Genomic DNA, 16,857 nt, shown 5'->3' on the forward strand with positions numbered 1-16,857 from the left:
CCATCTAATTCCGTTAAGGATACGCGGCGGCATTTCCTCTTTTCCACCGAGACGAGCTTTGGGGGAAATTGTACAGAGTATTGTCATAGCGACTTAAACTACGAATCATTGGCTTGAATAGTTCATCCTTAAGCCATTTTTTATCGCAAAAAGTTCTATTGGCGATGGTAAGGCGAGATTGTGATGAATTTTCGTTTGCGTCGCTTCGCTATGTAGGGGAAAATATGCGTCCAAATTGCCCGCTAGACCCCACAAATTAAGCAGGAGAGAGCATGTCTTCCCGTAAAGTACTCGCCAACGCAATCCGTGCGTTAAGTATGGATGCAGTTCAAAAAGCAAACTCAGGCCACCCAGGCGCCCCAATGGGCATGGCAGATATTGCTGAAGTGCTGTGGAATGATTTCCTTAAGCACAACCCGAACAATCCGAAATGGGTAGATAGAGACCGCTTTATCCTCTCTAACGGTCACGGCTCTATGCTGATCTACTCTTTATTACACCTCACTGGCTACGACCTGCCAATGGATGAACTGAAGCAATTCCGTCAGTTACATTCTAAAACCCCAGGTCACCCAGAATATGGTTACACCCCAGGTGTTGAAACCACCACGGGTCCATTAGGTGCGGGGATCAGCAACGCTGTGGGTATGGCGATTGCAGAAAAAACCTTAGCGGCACAGTTTAACCGTGAAGGTCACGAGATTGTTGACCACTACACATACTGCTTCCTCGGCGATGGCTGCTTGATGGAAGGTATTTCCCACGAAGCGTGTTCTCTGGCAGGTACCTTAGGCCTAGGCAAACTGATCGCATTTTGGGATGACAACGGCATCTCTATCGACGGCCATGTTGAAGGCTGGTTTACCGATGACACGCCAAAACGTTTCGAATCATACGGCTGGCATGTGATTGCTAACGTTGATGGTCACGATAGCGATGCGATTCGCGCTGCTATCGAAGCGGCTAAAGCGGTCACCGATAAACCAACCATGATCTGCTGCAAAACCATTATCGGTTTTGGTTCGCCAAACAAATCTGGCAGCCACGATTGCCACGGCGCGCCATTAGGTGATGCGGAAATCGCCGCGGCCCGTGAATTCTTAGGCTGGCCACATGCGCCATTCGAAATCCCTGCCGATGTATACGCTGGTTGGGATGCTAAAGAAGTGGGAGCAGCCCGTGAAGCGGCATGGAACGATAAGTTTGCCGCTTACGCTGCTGCTTACCCAGAATTAGCAGCTGAATACGAGCGCCGTGTACTGAAAGGTGAATTACCAGCCGATTTCGAAGCCAAAGCACAAGCCTTTATCCAAGAATGCCAATCCAAAGGCGAAGGTATTGCGAGCCGTAAAGCATCACAAAACGCGATTGCAGCCTTTGGCGCTATGCTGCCTGAACTGTTAGGCGGCTCAGCAGACTTAGCGGGTTCTAACCTCACCTTGTGGGCCGGTTCTAAAGGGATTCAAGACGATCCAGCCGGTAACTACGTGTACTACGGTGTGCGTGAATTCGGTATGAGCGGCATCATGAACGGTGTGTCTCTGCACGGTGGTTTTATCAACTACGGCGCGACTTTCATGATGTTCATGGAATACGCACGCAACGCTGTACGTATGTCTGCACTGATGGGAATTCAAAACATCTTCGTTTACACCCATGACTCTATCGGTCAAGGTGAAGACGGCCCAACTCACCAACCCGTTGAGCAATTAGCTAACCTGCGTATGACGCCAAACATGGCGGTATGGCGCCCATGTGACGCGGCTGAAACCGCAGTAGCGTGGAAAGCGGCTATCGAACGTCGCCATGCTCCAACATCACTGATCTTCAGCCGTCAAAACCTGAAGGCTCAAGCACGTACTGCTGAGCAATTAGCCAATGTGGCAAAAGGCGCTTACGTACTGCAAGACTGTGCAGGTACGCCTGAGTACATCCTGATTGCGACTGGTAGTGAAGTTCAATTGGCGGTAGAAGCTGCTGCGGCCCTGACTGAACAAGGCAAACAAGTTCGCGTGGTATCTATGCCATCAAACACTGAGTTTGATAAGCAAGATGCTGCTTACAAAGAATCTGTACTGCCAAAAGCCGTAACTAAACGTATTGCTATCGAAGCGGCCCATACTGACTTCTGGTACAAGTATGTTGGTTTCGAAGGCACAGTTGTGGGCATGACTACTTTTGGTGAGTCTGCGCCAGGCAACGTGCTGCTGAAGCACTTCGGTTTCACCGTTGAAAATGTGCTGAACGCTGCAAAATCACTAGGCTAATTGTTTAGGTGATGGGATTACCGACAAAAGGTTAAACTTTTGAAAGGTTAATCTGTATAATGCGGCCTGCAATCGTTTGCAGGCCGTTTTTGTATATGCAGTATTGTTAAGAGGAAATAAAGACCTCAATGATCCGAGTCGCAATCAATGGTTATGGTCGTATTGGCCGCTCAATCCTTCGTGCTTTATATGAGTCCGGAAAACGCCAGCAAATCCAAATTGTCGCAATCAATGAGTTGGCTAAGCCTGAAGCCATTGTCCATTTGACCCAGTACGATACTACCCACGGTCGATTTCAGCCCAGAGTCAAATTAGTCGATGATCAGATGCTGATCGGCGATGACGCCATCAAAATTCTCCATGAACCTGATCCAGCCAAGCTACCTTGGCGCGAGATGGACATCGATATCGTCTATGAAGCGACAGGTGCCATTTTAGATCGACAAAGCTGCGAGGCCCATATCCACGCGGGTGCCAAACAAGTCTTAATTAGTCATCCTTCATCGGCCGATGTCGACGGCACTATCGTTTACGGTGTGAACCACGATCTATTGCGCGCCGAGCATACCGTGGTCTCTAATGCTTCTTGTACCACCAACTGTATCGTGCCTGTGATTGATGTACTCGATAAGCACTTTGGGGTGAAAAGTGGCGCGATTACCACCATCCATTCAGCGATGAACGATCAGCAAGTGATTGATGCCTATCATGATGACTTACGCCGCACCCGAGCGGCTGGGCAGTCGATTATCCCTGTTGATACTAAACTTGCCCGTGGTATTGAGCGGATTTTGCCGCACATGAAGGACAAATTTGAGGCGATTTCGGTGCGAGTGCCGACGATTAACGTTACCGCTATCGATCTTTCGGTAACATTAGATAAAACAGTGGATATTGCGACCGTCAATCAAGTGTTAGAATTGGCCGCCAATGGACGATTTAACGGCATCTTAGGCTATACTGACGAGCCGCTGGTATCCTGTGATTTTAACCATGATCCGCGCTCCAGTATTGTTGATGGCACCCAGACTCGGGTGAGCGCAGGGCAGTTGGTTAAACTGTTGCTGTGGTGCGATAACGAGTGGGGCTTTGCCAATCGCATGTTAGATACCAGTTTGGCGATGATTGCAGCTAAACAAAGCTGAAGATAAGAATTGATATCAATGGGTTAAAGCGTAGTGGCCAATTCGACGGGATGTCGAGTGCCGAATCGCCATCTACACTAACCGATTGATGAAAAACCAGTTTGTTTTTTGATTATAAAAGGAAGCGTTACCATGGCAATTATCAATATGTCAGATTTAGATCTCCAAGGTAAGCGAGTGCTTATTCGTGAAGATCTCAATGTGCCTGTCAGCAACGGCGTCGTCACCAGTGATGCACGTCTGCGTGCCTCACTCCCCACTATCGAGTTAGCCCTTGCTAAAGGTGCGGCGGTAATGGTGATGTCTCACTTAGGTCGTCCAACCGAAGGTGAGTACAGCAGTGAATTCTCCATGCAACCTGTGGTCGATTACTTGGCCAAAGCCCTGTCTTGCCCTGTGCGCTTAGCGACCGACTATTTAGACGGCGTTGAAGTGGCTGTAGGTGAAGTGGTGGTGTTTGAAAACGTTCGCTTCAATAAAGGCGAAAAGAAAAACGACGAAGCGTTATCTAAGAAGATGGCAGCGTTATGTGATGTGTATGTGATGGATGCTTTTGGCACGGCTCACCGCGCTGAAGCCTCAACCAATGGCGTTGGTTTATACGCCCCCATCGCCTGTGCTGGCCCATTATTAGCACAAGAATTAGAAGCGTTAGGCAAAGCCTTAGACAACCCAGCGCGCCCATTAGTGGCCATCGTTGGTGGTTCTAAAGTGTCAACTAAGCTAACCGTATTAGAAAGTTTATCCGGCATTGTGGATCAATTAGTGGTTGGCGGTGGTATCGCTAACACCTTTATCGCTGCGGCTGGCCACAACGTGGGTAAATCATTATACGAAGCGGATTTAATTGATGAAGCTAAGCGCTTAGTGGCGAACGCCCAAAGCCGCGGTGGCGACATTCCCGTACCTACCGATGTGGTTGTGTCGGGTGAGTTTAGCCCAACGGCTGCTGCGACCTTAAAAGCAGTGAGTGATGTTGGCGATAGCGACATGATTTTCGACATTGGCCCCGACAGCGCCGAAGCGTTAGCGAAAATCATCGAGTCTGCTGGCACTATCGTATGGAACGGCCCAGTGGGTGTGTTCGAATTTGACCAATTTGGTGAAGGCACTAAGCGTATCGCACAAGCTATCGCTGATTCTAAAGCTTTCTCTATCGCTGGCGGTGGTGACACCTTAGCGGCGGTTGATAAATACGGTATCGCGGATAAAGTTTCTTATATCTCTACTGGCGGCGGTGCTTTCCTCGAGTTCCTCGAAGGTAAAGAGTTACCCGCTGTAGCTATGCTGAAAAAACGCGGCGCCTAACATTGAGTTAGGTATTGCGCTGTCGCGGCACTGCGCCGCGATGGCACAAAAAATGATAAAAAAATTATAAAAAACCGCTCCTTCTCTAAAGGGATTTACACATCACTAGAGCGATTGAGCATAAAAATCCATCCAAACGATAGCGACCTCGGTGACCCAGCGTTAATGTGAAGTCACCCTATTATTGGAGTTAAAAAAATGGCGTTAATTTCCCTACGACAACTACTCGATCACGCGGCAGAGCATGGATACGGTGTGCCAGCGTTCAACGTAAACAACCTTGAGCAAATGCGCGCCATCATGCAGGCCGCAGAAGCTACCGACAGCCCTGTTATCGTGCAAGCCTCTGCGGGTGCGCGTAAATATGCGCGTCCACAATTCTTAAAATATCTGATGACGGCTGCACTTGAGCAGTATCCCGATATCCCAGTCTGTATCCACCAAGACCATGGTACTGACCCTGATATTTGTCAGCGTTCTATCCAATTAGGTATGTCATCAGTAATGATGGACGGATCATTAATGGCCGACGGTAAAACCCCAGCGTCTTACGAGTACAACGTTGATGTGACTCGCAGAACTGTTGCTTTCGCCCACGCTTGTGGTGTGTCTGTTGAGGGCGAAATCGGTTGTTTAGGCAGCTTAGAAACCGGTACTGCTGGTGAAGAAGACGGTGTGGGCGCTGAAGGCGTATTAAGCCACGACCAACTGCTAACCAGCCCAGAAGAAGCGGCACGCTTCGTTGCCGATACCCATGTTGACGCGCTAGCGATTGCGATTGGTACTAGCCACGGTGCTTACAAGTTCAGCCGTAAACCTACGGGTGATGTGCTGCGAATTGATCGCATCAAAGAAATCCATGCCCGCATTCCTAACACTCACTTAGTGATGCACGGTTCATCTTCAGTGCCGCAAGAATGGCTTAAGATCATCAACCAATACGGTGGTCAAATTCCTGAGACTTACGGTGTGCCATTAGAAGAAATCGTTGAAGGTATCAAACACGGCGTGCGTAAAGTGAACATCGACACCGACCTGCGCTTAGCGTCTACTGGTGCCGTACGTAAATACTTGGCCGAACACCCAAGCGAGTTCGACCCACGTAAGTTCCTGAAAGCCTCTATGGAAGCGATGGCAGACATCTGTACCGTTCGCTACGAAGCCTTTGGTTGTGCGGGTCAAGCTTCTAAGATTAAGCCTTTGTCTTTACAAGCAATGTACAAAGCGTATCAATCAGGTGCCTTAGATCCTAAGATCAATCTGTAAGCTTTAAATCACTTTTCAAAGCCCGCTGATTCGCGGGCTTTTTTATGCAAAAAATCGATGAATTTTTATTTTTCAATCGTAAATGTTAGTATTGCGCAGATTTTTAGGGGATTAAACGGAACAGGAACGGATAAACATGAAGAAAGTACTGACCGCTGCACTATTGATGACGGCGCCATTTATGGCGAATGCGGGAGCCGATTTTGTTAAAGGCGATAAAACATTCGCAGGCGAAGCCGAGCTAGGTGCAACCTTAACCACAGGCAACACAGATACCTCATCTTACAAAGGTCGCTTAAACTTCAAACACGAATTAGGTGATTGGGAAAACCAATATCTTTTAGAAGGTTTATATAAAGAGGATACTGGCGAGGTCACGGCTAAGCGCTACTTAGCGGGGGCACAAGGCAACTATAAGATGACTGACCGCAGCTATCTATTTGCTAACGCTAACTACGAAGTTGACCCTTTTACCGGTTATGACTACACAGTATCTGGCGCGACGGGTTATGGTCATAGGCTCTATGACACCAGCAAGACTTTCTTAGATGTTGAAATCGGTCCCGGTTATATCTATCAACGCCTCGATTCAGAGCAAGCTCTGTTAGAGGGCACAGATTCCAATGACAGTGTGGTTGCCCACGGTGTGATTAACTTCGAAACTGAAATCACAGAAACCTCAAAATTCCAACAGCGTTTTGTCGCCGACTATGGTGATAAATTAGATGCGCGTTCGGAAACCTCACTCACTGCGAATATTATTGGCGCCTTGGCAATGAAGTTTGCCATTATCGTGCGTTATAACAGCGAGCCGCTGGACAATAAAAAGAGCACCGATACCGAAACCAATATGACCTTGCTCTATTCGTTCTAATCAATGTGATTGATATCAACATAAAAGCACCGAGAGGTGCTTTTTTATTGGCTGTTTTTAGACTAACTTGAAACAAAGTTAGTTAAATCTTTATTAGTTTCGCCTGTAGTTATACAAAAATTAATGTTGTAAGTGCCTTTGGTTATCGGGAAATACATAGAAAGTTGCGTTTTATCAAAATTTACAGAACCCGAGCTATGGTAATTTGCGAACTGATTTCCCTTGCAGAGATGAATTTAGATGAAATTACAGCGGTGGTTTAGAAACAGTGGAATGGCATTATTTAGCCTATTCTGTGTTGCAATATTGAGCGGATTCTCACCAGCAGTTTGGGCAATGACCGAAGGAACAGAACGGCTCGATTTAACCGCTGCATCAGTGGGGTATATTGCCGTATGCGTCTTCGTGCTTGCCTATATTTTGGTGATGGCCGAAGAGGCGCTGCACCTGCGTAAATCCAAACCCGTATTGGTCGCAGCTGGCATTATTTGGGGCATGATAGGTTTTGTGTATGTGCAAAATGGCATGTCAGAGGTCTCTGAAGCAGCCTTTAAGCATAATTTATTGGAATATGCCGAGTTATTACTCTTCCTATTGGTGGCGATGACCTATATCAACGCCATGGAAGAACGTAATTTATTCGATGCCATTCGCGGTTGGTTAGTGGGACGTGGTTTTAGCTTACGAACCGTTTTCTGGTTGACAGGCTTTATGGCTTTCTTTATTTCGCCCGTGGCTGATAATTTAACCACCGCATTATTAATGTGCGCTGTGGTCATGAAAGTTGGGGCTGGACAGCGAAAATTTATTACCCTCGCTTGTATCAATATCGTGGTGGCGGCCAATGCGGGCGGTGCATTTAGTCCCTTTGGTGATATCACGACCCTGATGGTATGGCAAAAAGGGTTAGTGCACTTTGCCGATTTTTTCCATCTATTTATTCCTGCATTAGTCAACTTTGTCGTGCCAGCGGCAATTATGAGTATATTTATTCCGCATTATATCCCTGAGCCTGAAAAAGAGCAGGTTTACACTAAACCTGGCGCTAAACGTATTGTGGCGCTCTTCCTGCTGACGATTGCTACTGCAGTATGTGCTCACTCTTTCCTTGGTATGCCACCGGTGCTGGGGATGATGACAGGTCTTGGCTTCTTGCAATTCTTTGGTTATTACCTGCGTAAAACCTTTGATCGCTCCGTTGCTCGTGAACGGGCAAAGGCGGAGTTACGTCAGGATAAACAGCGTCTTCAACAGTTAGGTAGTGTCGTGCCGTTCGATGTGTTTAATCGGATCTCCCGTGCTGAGTGGGATACATTGCTGTTTTTCTACGGGGTAGTGTTATGCGTAGGTGGTCTTGGTTTTATGGGGTATTTAAGTCTCGTTTCTGAGGCCTTGTATTCGCATTGGGATGCGACCTTTGCCAACGTAGCCATCGGTTTGTTGTCTTCAGTCGTGGATAATATTCCTGTGATGTTTGCGGTGTTGACTATGAATCCAGATATGGCCTTAGGTCAGTGGTTACTGGTGACGTTAACCGCAGGGGTGGGTGGCAGTTTATTGTCCATCGGCAGTGCGGCAGGGGTAGCATTAATGGGTCAGGCAAGGGGGATTTACACCTTCGGATCACACTTACGTTGGACTCCTGTCATTGCGTTGGGATATGTGGCGAGTATTTTAGTACATATGTGGCTCAATGCTGCAATGTTCTAAAAACAAATGAAACATAATGTGTCTTTGTTTGTTTTTAGCATTAAATTTTTTATTGATGTAATTCACAGATTATTCATCTGATTGGAGTAGATGTCCTCGGATTACTGCGTTATTAAAGTTCAAATTGTATACTCGGCTTCAAGTTAAGTAATGCTAGGAGCCGAGATGCAAATTGGTGATTGTTGGTTTGATGCCCAAGAACATTTGTTAGTCGATGCCTCTGGCTGTCGCTGGATACTGAGTAGCGATGAATATCAAGTACTGAGTGTATTGGCTAAGCATCGAGGTAAGGTGGTTTCCCGCTTTGAATTAACGCAGTTATTGTCATCCTATGTTAAGGGTGCCCGTCGGTGTGATGATACTCTCGATGATGTTATCAAGCGGTTGCGTTCAATATTAGGAAAAAAGCCATATTCTTTACTCGATACGGTACGGGGTGAGGGGTTTATTTTATATTCTTCATCAGTGTCGATTAATCATAAGCTGCTTGACTCCCCAACATATCAAATCAATCCGCTACAGTTCGCACTGATCATACTTGTGACCCTGATAGCCCTATGTGGGATTGGGGCGCATATTAGCCATCCAACGCAAATTGCACCAAATTATAGCCAGCAGATCCAGAAGCCAAATGGTTTGGCGTCAGAGGTTAAGTTCTACACTGGGCAATACTATTGTACGGAGATGAAGTCCCTCGTCGAACAAATGATGGGGCAAATTGAAGCGTGTGCCGTGTTTCCTTGGCAATCTGTGGCGGCGAATATTTCTATTGATCGCAAGTTAATCAGCTTTATTTTACGGGATAACCGTGAGAATGGGCTTAAGTTTCAGACGATAAAATTAATGTCTGACAATTTTATGAGTGATACATCACAACCTGATTGGTTAACACTTGCGGGGATATGTAGCTAAGATGGCATCCAGCATTTTTGCGTTAAGCCGTTTAAAACCATGGCAACTCCTGTTAATCATTATGCTCGGATTGGGGGGGCTGCTATATGGATATGGGCAGAGTGTTAGCCATAAAAGTTTAAACTTAGATTGTCATGCTCAGTTATTCCAGCCACCGTTTTCCGATGCATCTTCGTCATTATTGCGCCATTCTTTATCGCTTTCGGTCCAAGTGCAGGGGCAAAAGGCGGCTTTAGATTATAGTTATGGCATTGATAATAAGGAGCTTGCGTCCATCAACTATTCTGGTGAGGTTAAACATTTTGACATTGGCACTATGACCTATCAATTTGATTTAGCTCAAGCGAATATCAAAATGGATCTGCTGCAAACAGAGCTCCCTGAGCCGATTCGAGAAGATGTGCAACGCTCAAGGGCTGCTTTAATCGCGCTGGGAACCATGAGCTTTAATATGCAGATTGTGGATATTAATCGTATTGATGACTATACCCTGATTAAATTTATGCCCAGTGGTAATTTATGGGCGTGTAGTAGTCGCTAATAACAAAATAGGCACCCAAACCTAGAGGTGGATGCCTATTTGATTAGGAGTCGATGAAAAGGATTACAACGGAACGACTGGAACTAAGGTCAGTTCATTATTGGCTTTGGTACCATAAATTTGAATCGCGACTTTAATTTGCGCCACAGCGCCACTTGGGTTCTGTTGCTGCCAATCAAGTCCTACTATTTCAAACTGATACTGACCATTTTTTACCTCGGTTAATTTACCGCTGCATTCACCTTTGCTTTGGCAACGATAGCTTTGAGTGACATGCCAACGTTTCCATGCTTTAGCATTTGACGACGCTTTATTCTTGTCAGGAAAGCCAAAATAGTAAATATCGTAGTTTTTAGCCGCAGTGATTGCCGCTTGTGACGCATCAGCCAATGTAAATAACAACGTGCCGGTATTGGGATCAAATTGCTTTACAGCCAGATTAATTTGCGTCGCCTCGTCAATACTCACGGTTTTTTCAACGGGCGGAGGTGGTGGCGGAGGTGTAATTTCCTCTGACTTGTTATCGTCACTACCACAGCCAGCAAGGGCAAACGAAGCTAGGGTTAACGCAAGTAATGGGTATTTCATCACTGCCTCCTTAATTAAAATGTCCAGTGTGGCAAGTGGTACATTCCATATCCGTTTTAACGCTTGCTGCCGAGCCTAATGTTCCTGTGCTGCCATGACAAACTTGGCAATCCTGAGCCTCAAGTGAGGGTTTGCTACCTGGTAAGGCTCCGATATTCTCTCCTTGATGGGCACGGTTTAGCAGTTCGACCAGGTAATACGCCATGGAAGCTGATAGGCGATAACAGCGTTCACCTTTTTTAGCAAAGGGTAGGCCTGATGCCCTAGACCAGTTACTAATAGAAGAGTGGCACAATACGCTCATGGCTTTTGATGAACTACCAACCAGAGCCGTTTTTTCTGCGGTTGAGCCTATGCCTGCAATAAATTCAGGGGAAGATAAAGGTAACGTTGTATTTTCATAATAACGGAATGTGTTAGCAATCACTGCGCTGTTCTGACCATTAATATCATCTAAGATATTGACTAACATACCGATAGCGTTGAGGTTTCCACATAAGGTGCCTTGGCCTGTGACCCCTGCAAAACCATAACCGGCAAGCGCGGTTGGGATAGTTTTAAACTTATCAGCATCGGCACTATTAGATTGCGCTAGCATAGTGACGACAGAGTGAAATACTTGGTGCATACAGCCACCACCTGTCTCGTAGGCGAGTTTGGCGGTTGCCATGGGGTCTAGTGGTGCGTATTTGAGTTTTTCGCCGAGCGCTAATTGATATTGACCGTCGGCATTGGTCGCCGCAAAGGCTGACGTACCCATTAATGTTGCGCCCGCTGCTGCTGTGCTGATACCGATAATACGAGTTAATGCTTGGCGTCGATTAATGCTCATCATAAATTCCTCTTTAGTAATTGCTTTTATTTATCAATCAGAAAACTGGGTTGATGAAAGCCATTCTAGGGAACCAAAAGATAAATAATGTGATTTGCCAGAGAGGATATTTCCCTTATTAGTGAAGAAGGTGTCGTTGAATTTTTAATTGCTTTATAAGGTTGAATTTTGGGTAATAATTCGCTTTTTTAGATTGTAATTTGTGGTGACACACATTATTTGTGATATTTATGTAAATTTGTAAGCATTTATCAGCCCAAGTTATTGTCTGCAAATACCATTTACATCTGTGAACTAAAGCAGATTTTTATTTTATACACCCAACCTGCGGCTTATCTCACGAAATGTAATTATTTGCCGCCTTGGGTTAACAGGATCACAGTAATCATTAGAAGCCTTGCATAGACTTAATTCCATGATTTTATAGGCTTGGGATTTTCTTTATGCAAGTGGGGAGCTGTTGGTTTGACAAAGAGCGTGGTTTGCTCGTCGAACAAGCTCAGAATGAATCTTGGCACCTTCCTCGTGCTGAGTTACAGGTGTTGACCTTATTGGTTGAACATCAAGGTAAACTGGTCTCAAAGCATGAGCTTAAGACTGGTGATGGTGAGCACCCACCGCTAACAGATACTTCACTCGCTCGCGCAGTATTTATGATCCGCTCTTTTCTTGGTCCGCAGTATGAAGGGCTGATTGAAACCGTCAAAGGCCAAGGTTATTTGCTACACAATACCCAAGGGCAGCGGTTAAAAAGCTTTCATTATCCTCGATTACAGTCATTACCTTGGTGGAGTGCGCTACTGGTTTTTGGTTTTATGCTGGCGATTTCGGGTTTTTATCTTAGCCGAATTGATCATAGTGTGCCGACTGAACCCTTGTTATCGACAGAACTTCCTTTGGCATCAGGACAACATATTCGCTTGCACCTTTACGCTAATTCTAAAACGAACAATACCTTATTGTTTGAGTTAGGCGATCGATTGGGTCAGGGACTAAGCCGCTGCGGACAGAGTGATTGGTCCGAGGTTTATTCTTCTCTTTCACATGATAAACAAGTGCTTAACATTACTTTGCGCGGCCATAAGCTCGGGCAGTCCGTTATTCGAAACTTAAAGATAAGTGATTTTAGACGGCCTAAAGAGTTTATTGATGCACAGTGGCTACAGGAGATTGGGATCTGTGGCTAAGTGGCTAAAGTGGACGATAAATCTCACGATTCTCACTGCGCTGATTGTGGCTTGCGGGGTGATTTATCTGCAATCAGTCTCAAATAAGGCGGTGATCCTCAATTGCAGCTCCGAACTTTTTGACCGTCATGCTCAACGGGTTGAAGATGGTAAATACTATCTTTTAGTCGATGTGCTGATCTCAGCGGGCAATGCACAGATTAATTATCGATATTTTAACCTCGATGGCTCCAGTGCAGGCACCATTCTGATGCAGGGCGAAGTGCAAAATATGGAACTCAATCGTATGGCCTACAACGTGTCGGTTAAGACCAAGACAGAATCTGAGGAGGTCGATAAAAAACATTGGCCAGAGCATATGAAGTATCTGTCTTATATTAGTAGCTTACATTTTAGTGAGTCAGGCAGACATAACCTTAGCATTGAGGTGCTTGATAGTGACCCAGACCAAGACTACGCAGTGGTATTGTTTCAGCCTAGTAATACGGTTTGTGGTTGTCGAATCGTCAATAGCCGAATTTAATCAGTGAATTTCCCGTGCTTTCGGTTTAGATTGTATTTTCGATGGTGTTAATGCTGACTCTTTGGCTCCAATCATTAAGGTTTTTGTGTTTAAGATACGTGTCAAACAAGAAGAATCCCTGTCGATTAAGTTCAGCCACCAGATGGAAAAGGGCGATAATCGTCAGCTTGACCTCTATTTCTTTTTACCTAAGGAAATGGGCATAGGTGCGCACACCTTAAACGAAGAAGAATATTATCATAGCGCCATTGTTGGCCGCCGTTCTTACTATTCCGAAGGTTTGCATTTACCGCTCGTACAAGGCCGTTTTGCTAGTATGAATCGCCGCACTGTGGAAGAGTTTAGGCTGTACTTAAACTTGTTTGCCTACCAATTTGCGGTAGCGGTTGAAAACGATGTCAAAGAACTCAATCGGATTGCTGATGTTGAGCATTTTTATCTCGCGCTCGATGAGTTGTGTGAACAGATAACCCAATTGCTGAAAAAGTTTCGCCGTAATGAACCAGGCGATGCTAAATGGAAATCCTATTTTGAAAATGCGGATAACTATCTGTCTTGGTTTTGTGAGCAGCAACTGCTAAAAGTATTAGCCCACGCTACCCGTACCAGCGACTTTTCCGACATTCAAGAGCGAGTGCTGACTCTTTGTCGAAATGAATCAGCCTATCGTGATGCCAATAACTATAACTCGGCACAGACAAAACAAGATCCTAATCGAATTTCGAATAAGATGCTGTTATTACGGCGTTTGATTCAGCAAGGGGTCGTACTTAAAGAAGAGTTAAAACCGCTGGGGATCGGCCTTAAAAAGTTCACAACGGGGCTTGCCACGGCATTAGTGATGTTGGTGGTGTCGGCGCTGATTATTGAAGCACAGGGCGTTTTTAGCGGTTTTACTATTGCCCTCGTATTGACCTTAGCGGTGATATACGGATTTAGGGAAATCTTTAAGGACGATGTGCGTAATGCTCTTTGGCGCTTTATCCAGCGTGGTCGGCCGCGGTGGAGCCGTATCTTAAGGGATACCACTAGCCAGGCTGTTATTGCTAAACAATTGGTGTGGTTGGAGTTTATGCGGCCACAGGATTTACCCGAAAAGGTTAACGAAATTCTAAAACACCGGCATAGCCAGAACAAAGTCGATGCCGAGATCCTCCATTACAAAATTGCGACTCGGGTAAACCAAGGCGAGTTTCAGGCGGGCTATTCAACAATTCAAGAGCAAGTCAACTTTAGTTTTGTGCCGTTTGCCCGCTACTTAGAGCGGGGCAAAGCCAAGATTTACAAGGAGCTTGAGGGCAAAATCAGCCATGAGTCGGTCGAGCGTCGTTACCAGGTTAATCTGATTTTAGTGCTACGTGATGGCCGTGAAGAGCCGGAATATGCCCGCTATAAAATCACGATGAACCGCTCTGCGATTATCGAAATCACCCAAAGCCAACTGCCAGATTCTTTTAATCCGCCCGTTAAGACGGCTGGCGAGTAAAAGCCTGGCCGATATTCTGGTCGTTATTCTGTTTTGCTCGTTTGAGTGCAACCTCGGCATTGCTGAGGTATTGCTCCAGACTTTGTCCTTCTTGATAGCTAGCTATGCCGATGCTGATCCCTTCACCTAAACCGTTGCTGTTAAGCTTTTCTATGGTATTAAGGGCAAAGTGATGTGCCGCTGTTGCATCGGTATCTGGAAGTAATAACAACAGCTTACCCAGTTGCCAATGGAGTATTTGGTAGTGGGTTGGTATCTCAAGTAATAGCTGAATTTCCACTTCTTGCTGGCGATTTTCGAGTTGATCGATATCGCTCATGTGGCTCAGTAATCCCTCTGGATTAATGTCCATCACGAGTAGACTCGAGTGGTTGCGGCTTTGGGGCGAAAGTGAAGCAAAATAGCGTTCTAAATCTGACAGGTGCTGCAAAATCGTGCTGCGATGTGGCACAAAACTGCGGGGTTCTGCGCCACGTTGGCCATCGACAGCTTGTTCTAAGGTACAGATGATGTAATCAATCTCACCGTCAGTCGCGACATGCCCCTTGAGGGTGGCCTGTAAACAATTTGAGTGACGTAGATTGGGTGAGCAAAGGATCTGGCCTTGCCATTGGCCTTGCATGCTGATTTGGGCAGTGATCCGTTGCCATTGATTACCTAAATCGTTAGACAGCAATGACGCTAAATCATGATTCAGATCGCCGTTGAGTTGCATGAGCTGATCAAATACGGGGTTAATTTTTATCAACTTACCATTGGCATCCGTCAGTGCGGTCGCCACCGTGGTATCACACAGCAGCTCACTTAAGAATGCTTGGTTCTGACTGTTAATAATGGCGCTGATATCTTCAAGCGTGATCAACATATGGGGTAAACCTCGCCCTAATCGCGGGGCTTGTCGTACGTTGACTCTTAGTGTTGAACCCGTTTCATTGTCGAGCGACAAGTGACCAGACCATTCACCCAATCGGTGCACTTGTTCGAGGATTTGGGTGTGCGTTAGATCATCGAGATTTAAGGCACGTTGCAGACTTCGATCGGTTAGTTCATCTTGGGGAACTCGAGTCGCTTCGGCCGCTTTAGGGTTGGCACTGATAATGCGCGCCTGTTCATTGGCTAATATAAAGCCTATTTCACTGTTAAACAGTGAGTTTGCAACATCAATGCTGTATTGGCGTGAGCGATACTGTAACCGATACATGTGGCTAAGTAGAATGACCCAAGCGGCCAGTAACGTCAGAACTAAAGAAGCGACGATAACGATGTTCTGCCACTGCGAAAACTTTGAGGCAATATCGTCGTTACGGATATAAGAGAGTAAAAAATATTCCCGTCGCAGCTCGGGTTGGTTAGTGAGTTCAACTTTAAGGTAAACAAACGTCGCGTCTTCACCGTGAAACTGGCCAAAGTTGCTCATCGACATTTCGCGCCATAGTGCCGGATAACTTTGGCGTAAACTCGCGCCTAAGGTATCTGGAATATGGGTTAACGGTGCAAGATCGCTTACCCCTGCATAGAGTAATCCTTGGGTATCCAGTACTAACATGGGGGATTTATTGCTTGAGAAAGCAGGTTTTATCGCCTCTAACATCTGTACCATTGAATTATAGGTTACGAGATAACCTAAAGAGCTTTGATCGGGTTTTTCTAACCAAGTCATTTGATACATGTAGGGTTCGAGCATGCCATTGAGTGGCACAAACTCTAAAGGTGAGGTGAACACTTCTTTTCCACCTAAATTACGGCTAGAACCAAGAAGGGTCGCCGGAAGTGCATCCTGACTAAAGTTAGCCGGTGTTGCAAATTTATAATTTCCCTGAGGGTCGAAGAGGGCAATCCCTAGTAGTTCGGGAATATGCTCAACGAGTTCTTGCCAACTTGCCTGTAATTTTTGCTCTGCTGCAGGAGTTGGATTTTTAAGATATTGATTGAGTAGTTCATCCTTGGCGAACAACTGAGTGCGAAACTGCTGAAAGGCAACCTTATCTGTGATCAGCGTGCCTATCGTTTGTAATTCGCTATATCTTTGAGTTGCCCATTCTTCCTGTAACCTACGTTCACCTAAGGTGATGATTAAATTAGTTAAAATGATCATGCCTATCACAAGCATCGATAACTGACTCGCAACAGCTAACAGGCGTTGGTGAGACCAATGCAGCCCTTGGGTCAATGAAAGTAATGGTGCGAGTGTATGTAGGCTTGGTTTGTTCTTCAGCAT

General features: G+C 45.8%; 14 protein-coding genes. 11 read left to right on the forward strand and 3 right to left on the reverse strand.

Annotated features, from left to right (window positions below):
- Positions 1–272: 272 nt before the first annotated feature.
- The 8 genes from tkt (at position 273) to HG547_RS06685 (ending at position 10,023) form a co-directional block, all read left to right on the forward strand.
- Positions 273–2,267 carry a transketolase gene (gene tkt, locus HG547_RS06650; RefSeq protein WP_169547380.1) on the forward strand — a complete coding sequence of 665 codons (1,995 nt, stop codon included), beginning with the start codon at positions 273–275 and terminating at the stop codon, positions 2,265–2,267.
- A gap of 128 nt (positions 2,268–2,395) precedes the next feature.
- The gene (epd, locus tag HG547_RS06655; protein ID WP_169547381.1) at positions 2,396–3,412 is read left to right on the forward strand and encodes an erythrose-4-phosphate dehydrogenase; all 1,017 of its coding nucleotides are present in this window, start codon (positions 2,396–2,398) and stop codon (positions 3,410–3,412) included.
- Between the two features lie 132 nt (positions 3,413–3,544).
- Positions 3,545–4,720: a phosphoglycerate kinase gene (locus HG547_RS06660; protein WP_169547382.1), complete on the forward strand. Its 1,176-nt coding sequence runs from the start codon at positions 3,545–3,547 to the stop codon at positions 4,718–4,720.
- Between the two features lie 198 nt (positions 4,721–4,918).
- Entirely contained in the window at positions 4,919–5,986 is a 1,068-nt protein-coding gene (gene fba, locus HG547_RS06665) for a class II fructose-bisphosphate aldolase (RefSeq protein WP_011071213.1), read from the forward strand.
- 136 nt (positions 5,987–6,122) lie between these two features.
- A complete protein-coding gene (locus HG547_RS06670) occupies positions 6,123–6,860 on the forward strand; it encodes a DUF481 domain-containing protein (RefSeq protein ID WP_037414718.1) in 738 nt (245 codons plus the stop codon).
- 240 nt (positions 6,861–7,100) lie between these two features.
- Positions 7,101–8,570, forward strand: a complete 1,470-nt coding sequence (gene nhaD / locus HG547_RS06675; RefSeq protein WP_047539845.1) for a sodium:proton antiporter NhaD — start codon at positions 7,101–7,103, stop codon at positions 8,568–8,570.
- Between the two features lie 165 nt (positions 8,571–8,735).
- Positions 8,736–9,482, forward strand: a complete 747-nt coding sequence (locus HG547_RS06680; RefSeq protein ID WP_169547383.1) for a winged helix-turn-helix domain-containing protein — start codon at positions 8,736–8,738, stop codon at positions 9,480–9,482.
- Position 9,483: 1 nt separating this feature from the next.
- Positions 9,484–10,023 carry a hypothetical protein gene (locus tag HG547_RS06685; RefSeq protein ID WP_169547384.1) on the forward strand — a complete coding sequence of 180 codons (540 nt, stop codon included), beginning with the start codon at positions 9,484–9,486 and terminating at the stop codon, positions 10,021–10,023.
- Between the two features lie 63 nt (positions 10,024–10,086).
- Here the strand turns inward: HG547_RS06685 and HG547_RS06690 are convergent, their stop codons facing one another.
- Positions 10,087–10,611 (reverse strand): hypothetical protein, encoded by a 525-nt coding sequence (locus tag HG547_RS06690; protein ID WP_169547385.1) that lies wholly within the window; start codon positions 10,609–10,611, stop codon positions 10,087–10,089.
- A 10-nt stretch (positions 10,612–10,621) separates the two neighbouring features.
- The gene (locus HG547_RS06695; protein WP_037414755.1) at positions 10,622–11,443 is read right to left on the reverse strand and encodes a hypothetical protein; all 822 of its coding nucleotides are present in this window, start codon (positions 11,441–11,443) and stop codon (positions 10,622–10,624) included.
- A 443-nt stretch (positions 11,444–11,886) separates the two neighbouring features.
- Between HG547_RS06695 and HG547_RS06700 the strand changes: the two genes are divergently transcribed.
- The 3 genes from HG547_RS06700 to HG547_RS06710 all read left to right on the forward strand — a co-directional run bounded on the left by HG547_RS06700 (position 11,887) and on the right by HG547_RS06710 (position 14,639).
- Positions 11,887–12,630 carry a helix-turn-helix domain-containing protein gene (locus HG547_RS06700; RefSeq protein ID WP_169547386.1) on the forward strand — a complete coding sequence of 248 codons (744 nt, stop codon included), beginning with the start codon at positions 11,887–11,889 and terminating at the stop codon, positions 12,628–12,630.
- A complete protein-coding gene (locus tag HG547_RS06705) occupies positions 12,623–13,153 on the forward strand; it encodes a hypothetical protein (protein ID WP_037414709.1) in 531 nt (176 codons plus the stop codon). The genes HG547_RS06700 and HG547_RS06705 overlap by 8 nt, the downstream gene beginning before the upstream one ends.
- 85 nt (positions 13,154–13,238) lie before the next feature.
- Positions 13,239–14,639: a hypothetical protein gene (locus tag HG547_RS06710; protein WP_037414753.1), complete on the forward strand. Its 1,401-nt coding sequence runs from the start codon at positions 13,239–13,241 to the stop codon at positions 14,637–14,639.
- Here HG547_RS06710 and HG547_RS06715 read toward each other — a convergent pair.
- Positions 14,620–16,857: a PAS domain-containing protein gene (locus HG547_RS06715; RefSeq protein WP_169547387.1), complete on the reverse strand. Its 2,238-nt coding sequence runs from the start codon at positions 16,855–16,857 to the stop codon at positions 14,620–14,622. The two genes, HG547_RS06710 and HG547_RS06715, sit on opposite strands and share 20 nt — an antisense overlap.

Origin of the sequence: Shewanella sp. DNRA4, assembly GCF_012843185.1 — a bacterium.
Lineage (GTDB): Bacteria > Pseudomonadota > Gammaproteobacteria > Enterobacterales > Shewanellaceae > Shewanella > Shewanella xiamenensis.

Coding starts and splice junctions, on each gene's coding strand:
- HG547_RS06690 (WP_169547385.1), bottom strand. CDS start 10,611: ATGAAATACCCATTACTTGCGTTAACCCTAGCTTCGTTTGCCCTTGCT.
- HG547_RS06680 (WP_169547383.1), top strand. CDS start 8,736: ATGCAAATTGGTGATTGTTGGTTTGATGCCCAAGAACATTTGTTAGTC.
- HG547_RS06695 (WP_037414755.1), bottom strand. CDS start 11,443: ATGAGCATTAATCGACGCCAAGCATTAACTCGTATTATCGGTATCAGC.
- HG547_RS06670 (WP_037414718.1), top strand. CDS start 6,123: ATGAAGAAAGTACTGACCGCTGCACTATTGATGACGGCGCCATTTATG.
- HG547_RS06685 (WP_169547384.1), top strand. CDS start 9,484: ATGGCATCCAGCATTTTTGCGTTAAGCCGTTTAAAACCATGGCAACTC.
- tkt (WP_169547380.1), top strand. CDS start 273: ATGTCTTCCCGTAAAGTACTCGCCAACGCAATCCGTGCGTTAAGTATG.
- HG547_RS06660 (WP_169547382.1), top strand. CDS start 3,545: ATGGCAATTATCAATATGTCAGATTTAGATCTCCAAGGTAAGCGAGTG.
- fba (WP_011071213.1), top strand. CDS start 4,919: ATGGCGTTAATTTCCCTACGACAACTACTCGATCACGCGGCAGAGCAT.
- HG547_RS06715 (WP_169547387.1), bottom strand. CDS start 16,857: ATGCTGAAGAACAAACCAAGCCTACATACACTCGCACCATTACTTTCA.
- nhaD (WP_047539845.1), top strand. CDS start 7,101: ATGAAATTACAGCGGTGGTTTAGAAACAGTGGAATGGCATTATTTAGC.
- epd (WP_169547381.1), top strand. CDS start 2,396: ATGATCCGAGTCGCAATCAATGGTTATGGTCGTATTGGCCGCTCAATC.
- HG547_RS06700 (WP_169547386.1), top strand. CDS start 11,887: ATGCAAGTGGGGAGCTGTTGGTTTGACAAAGAGCGTGGTTTGCTCGTC.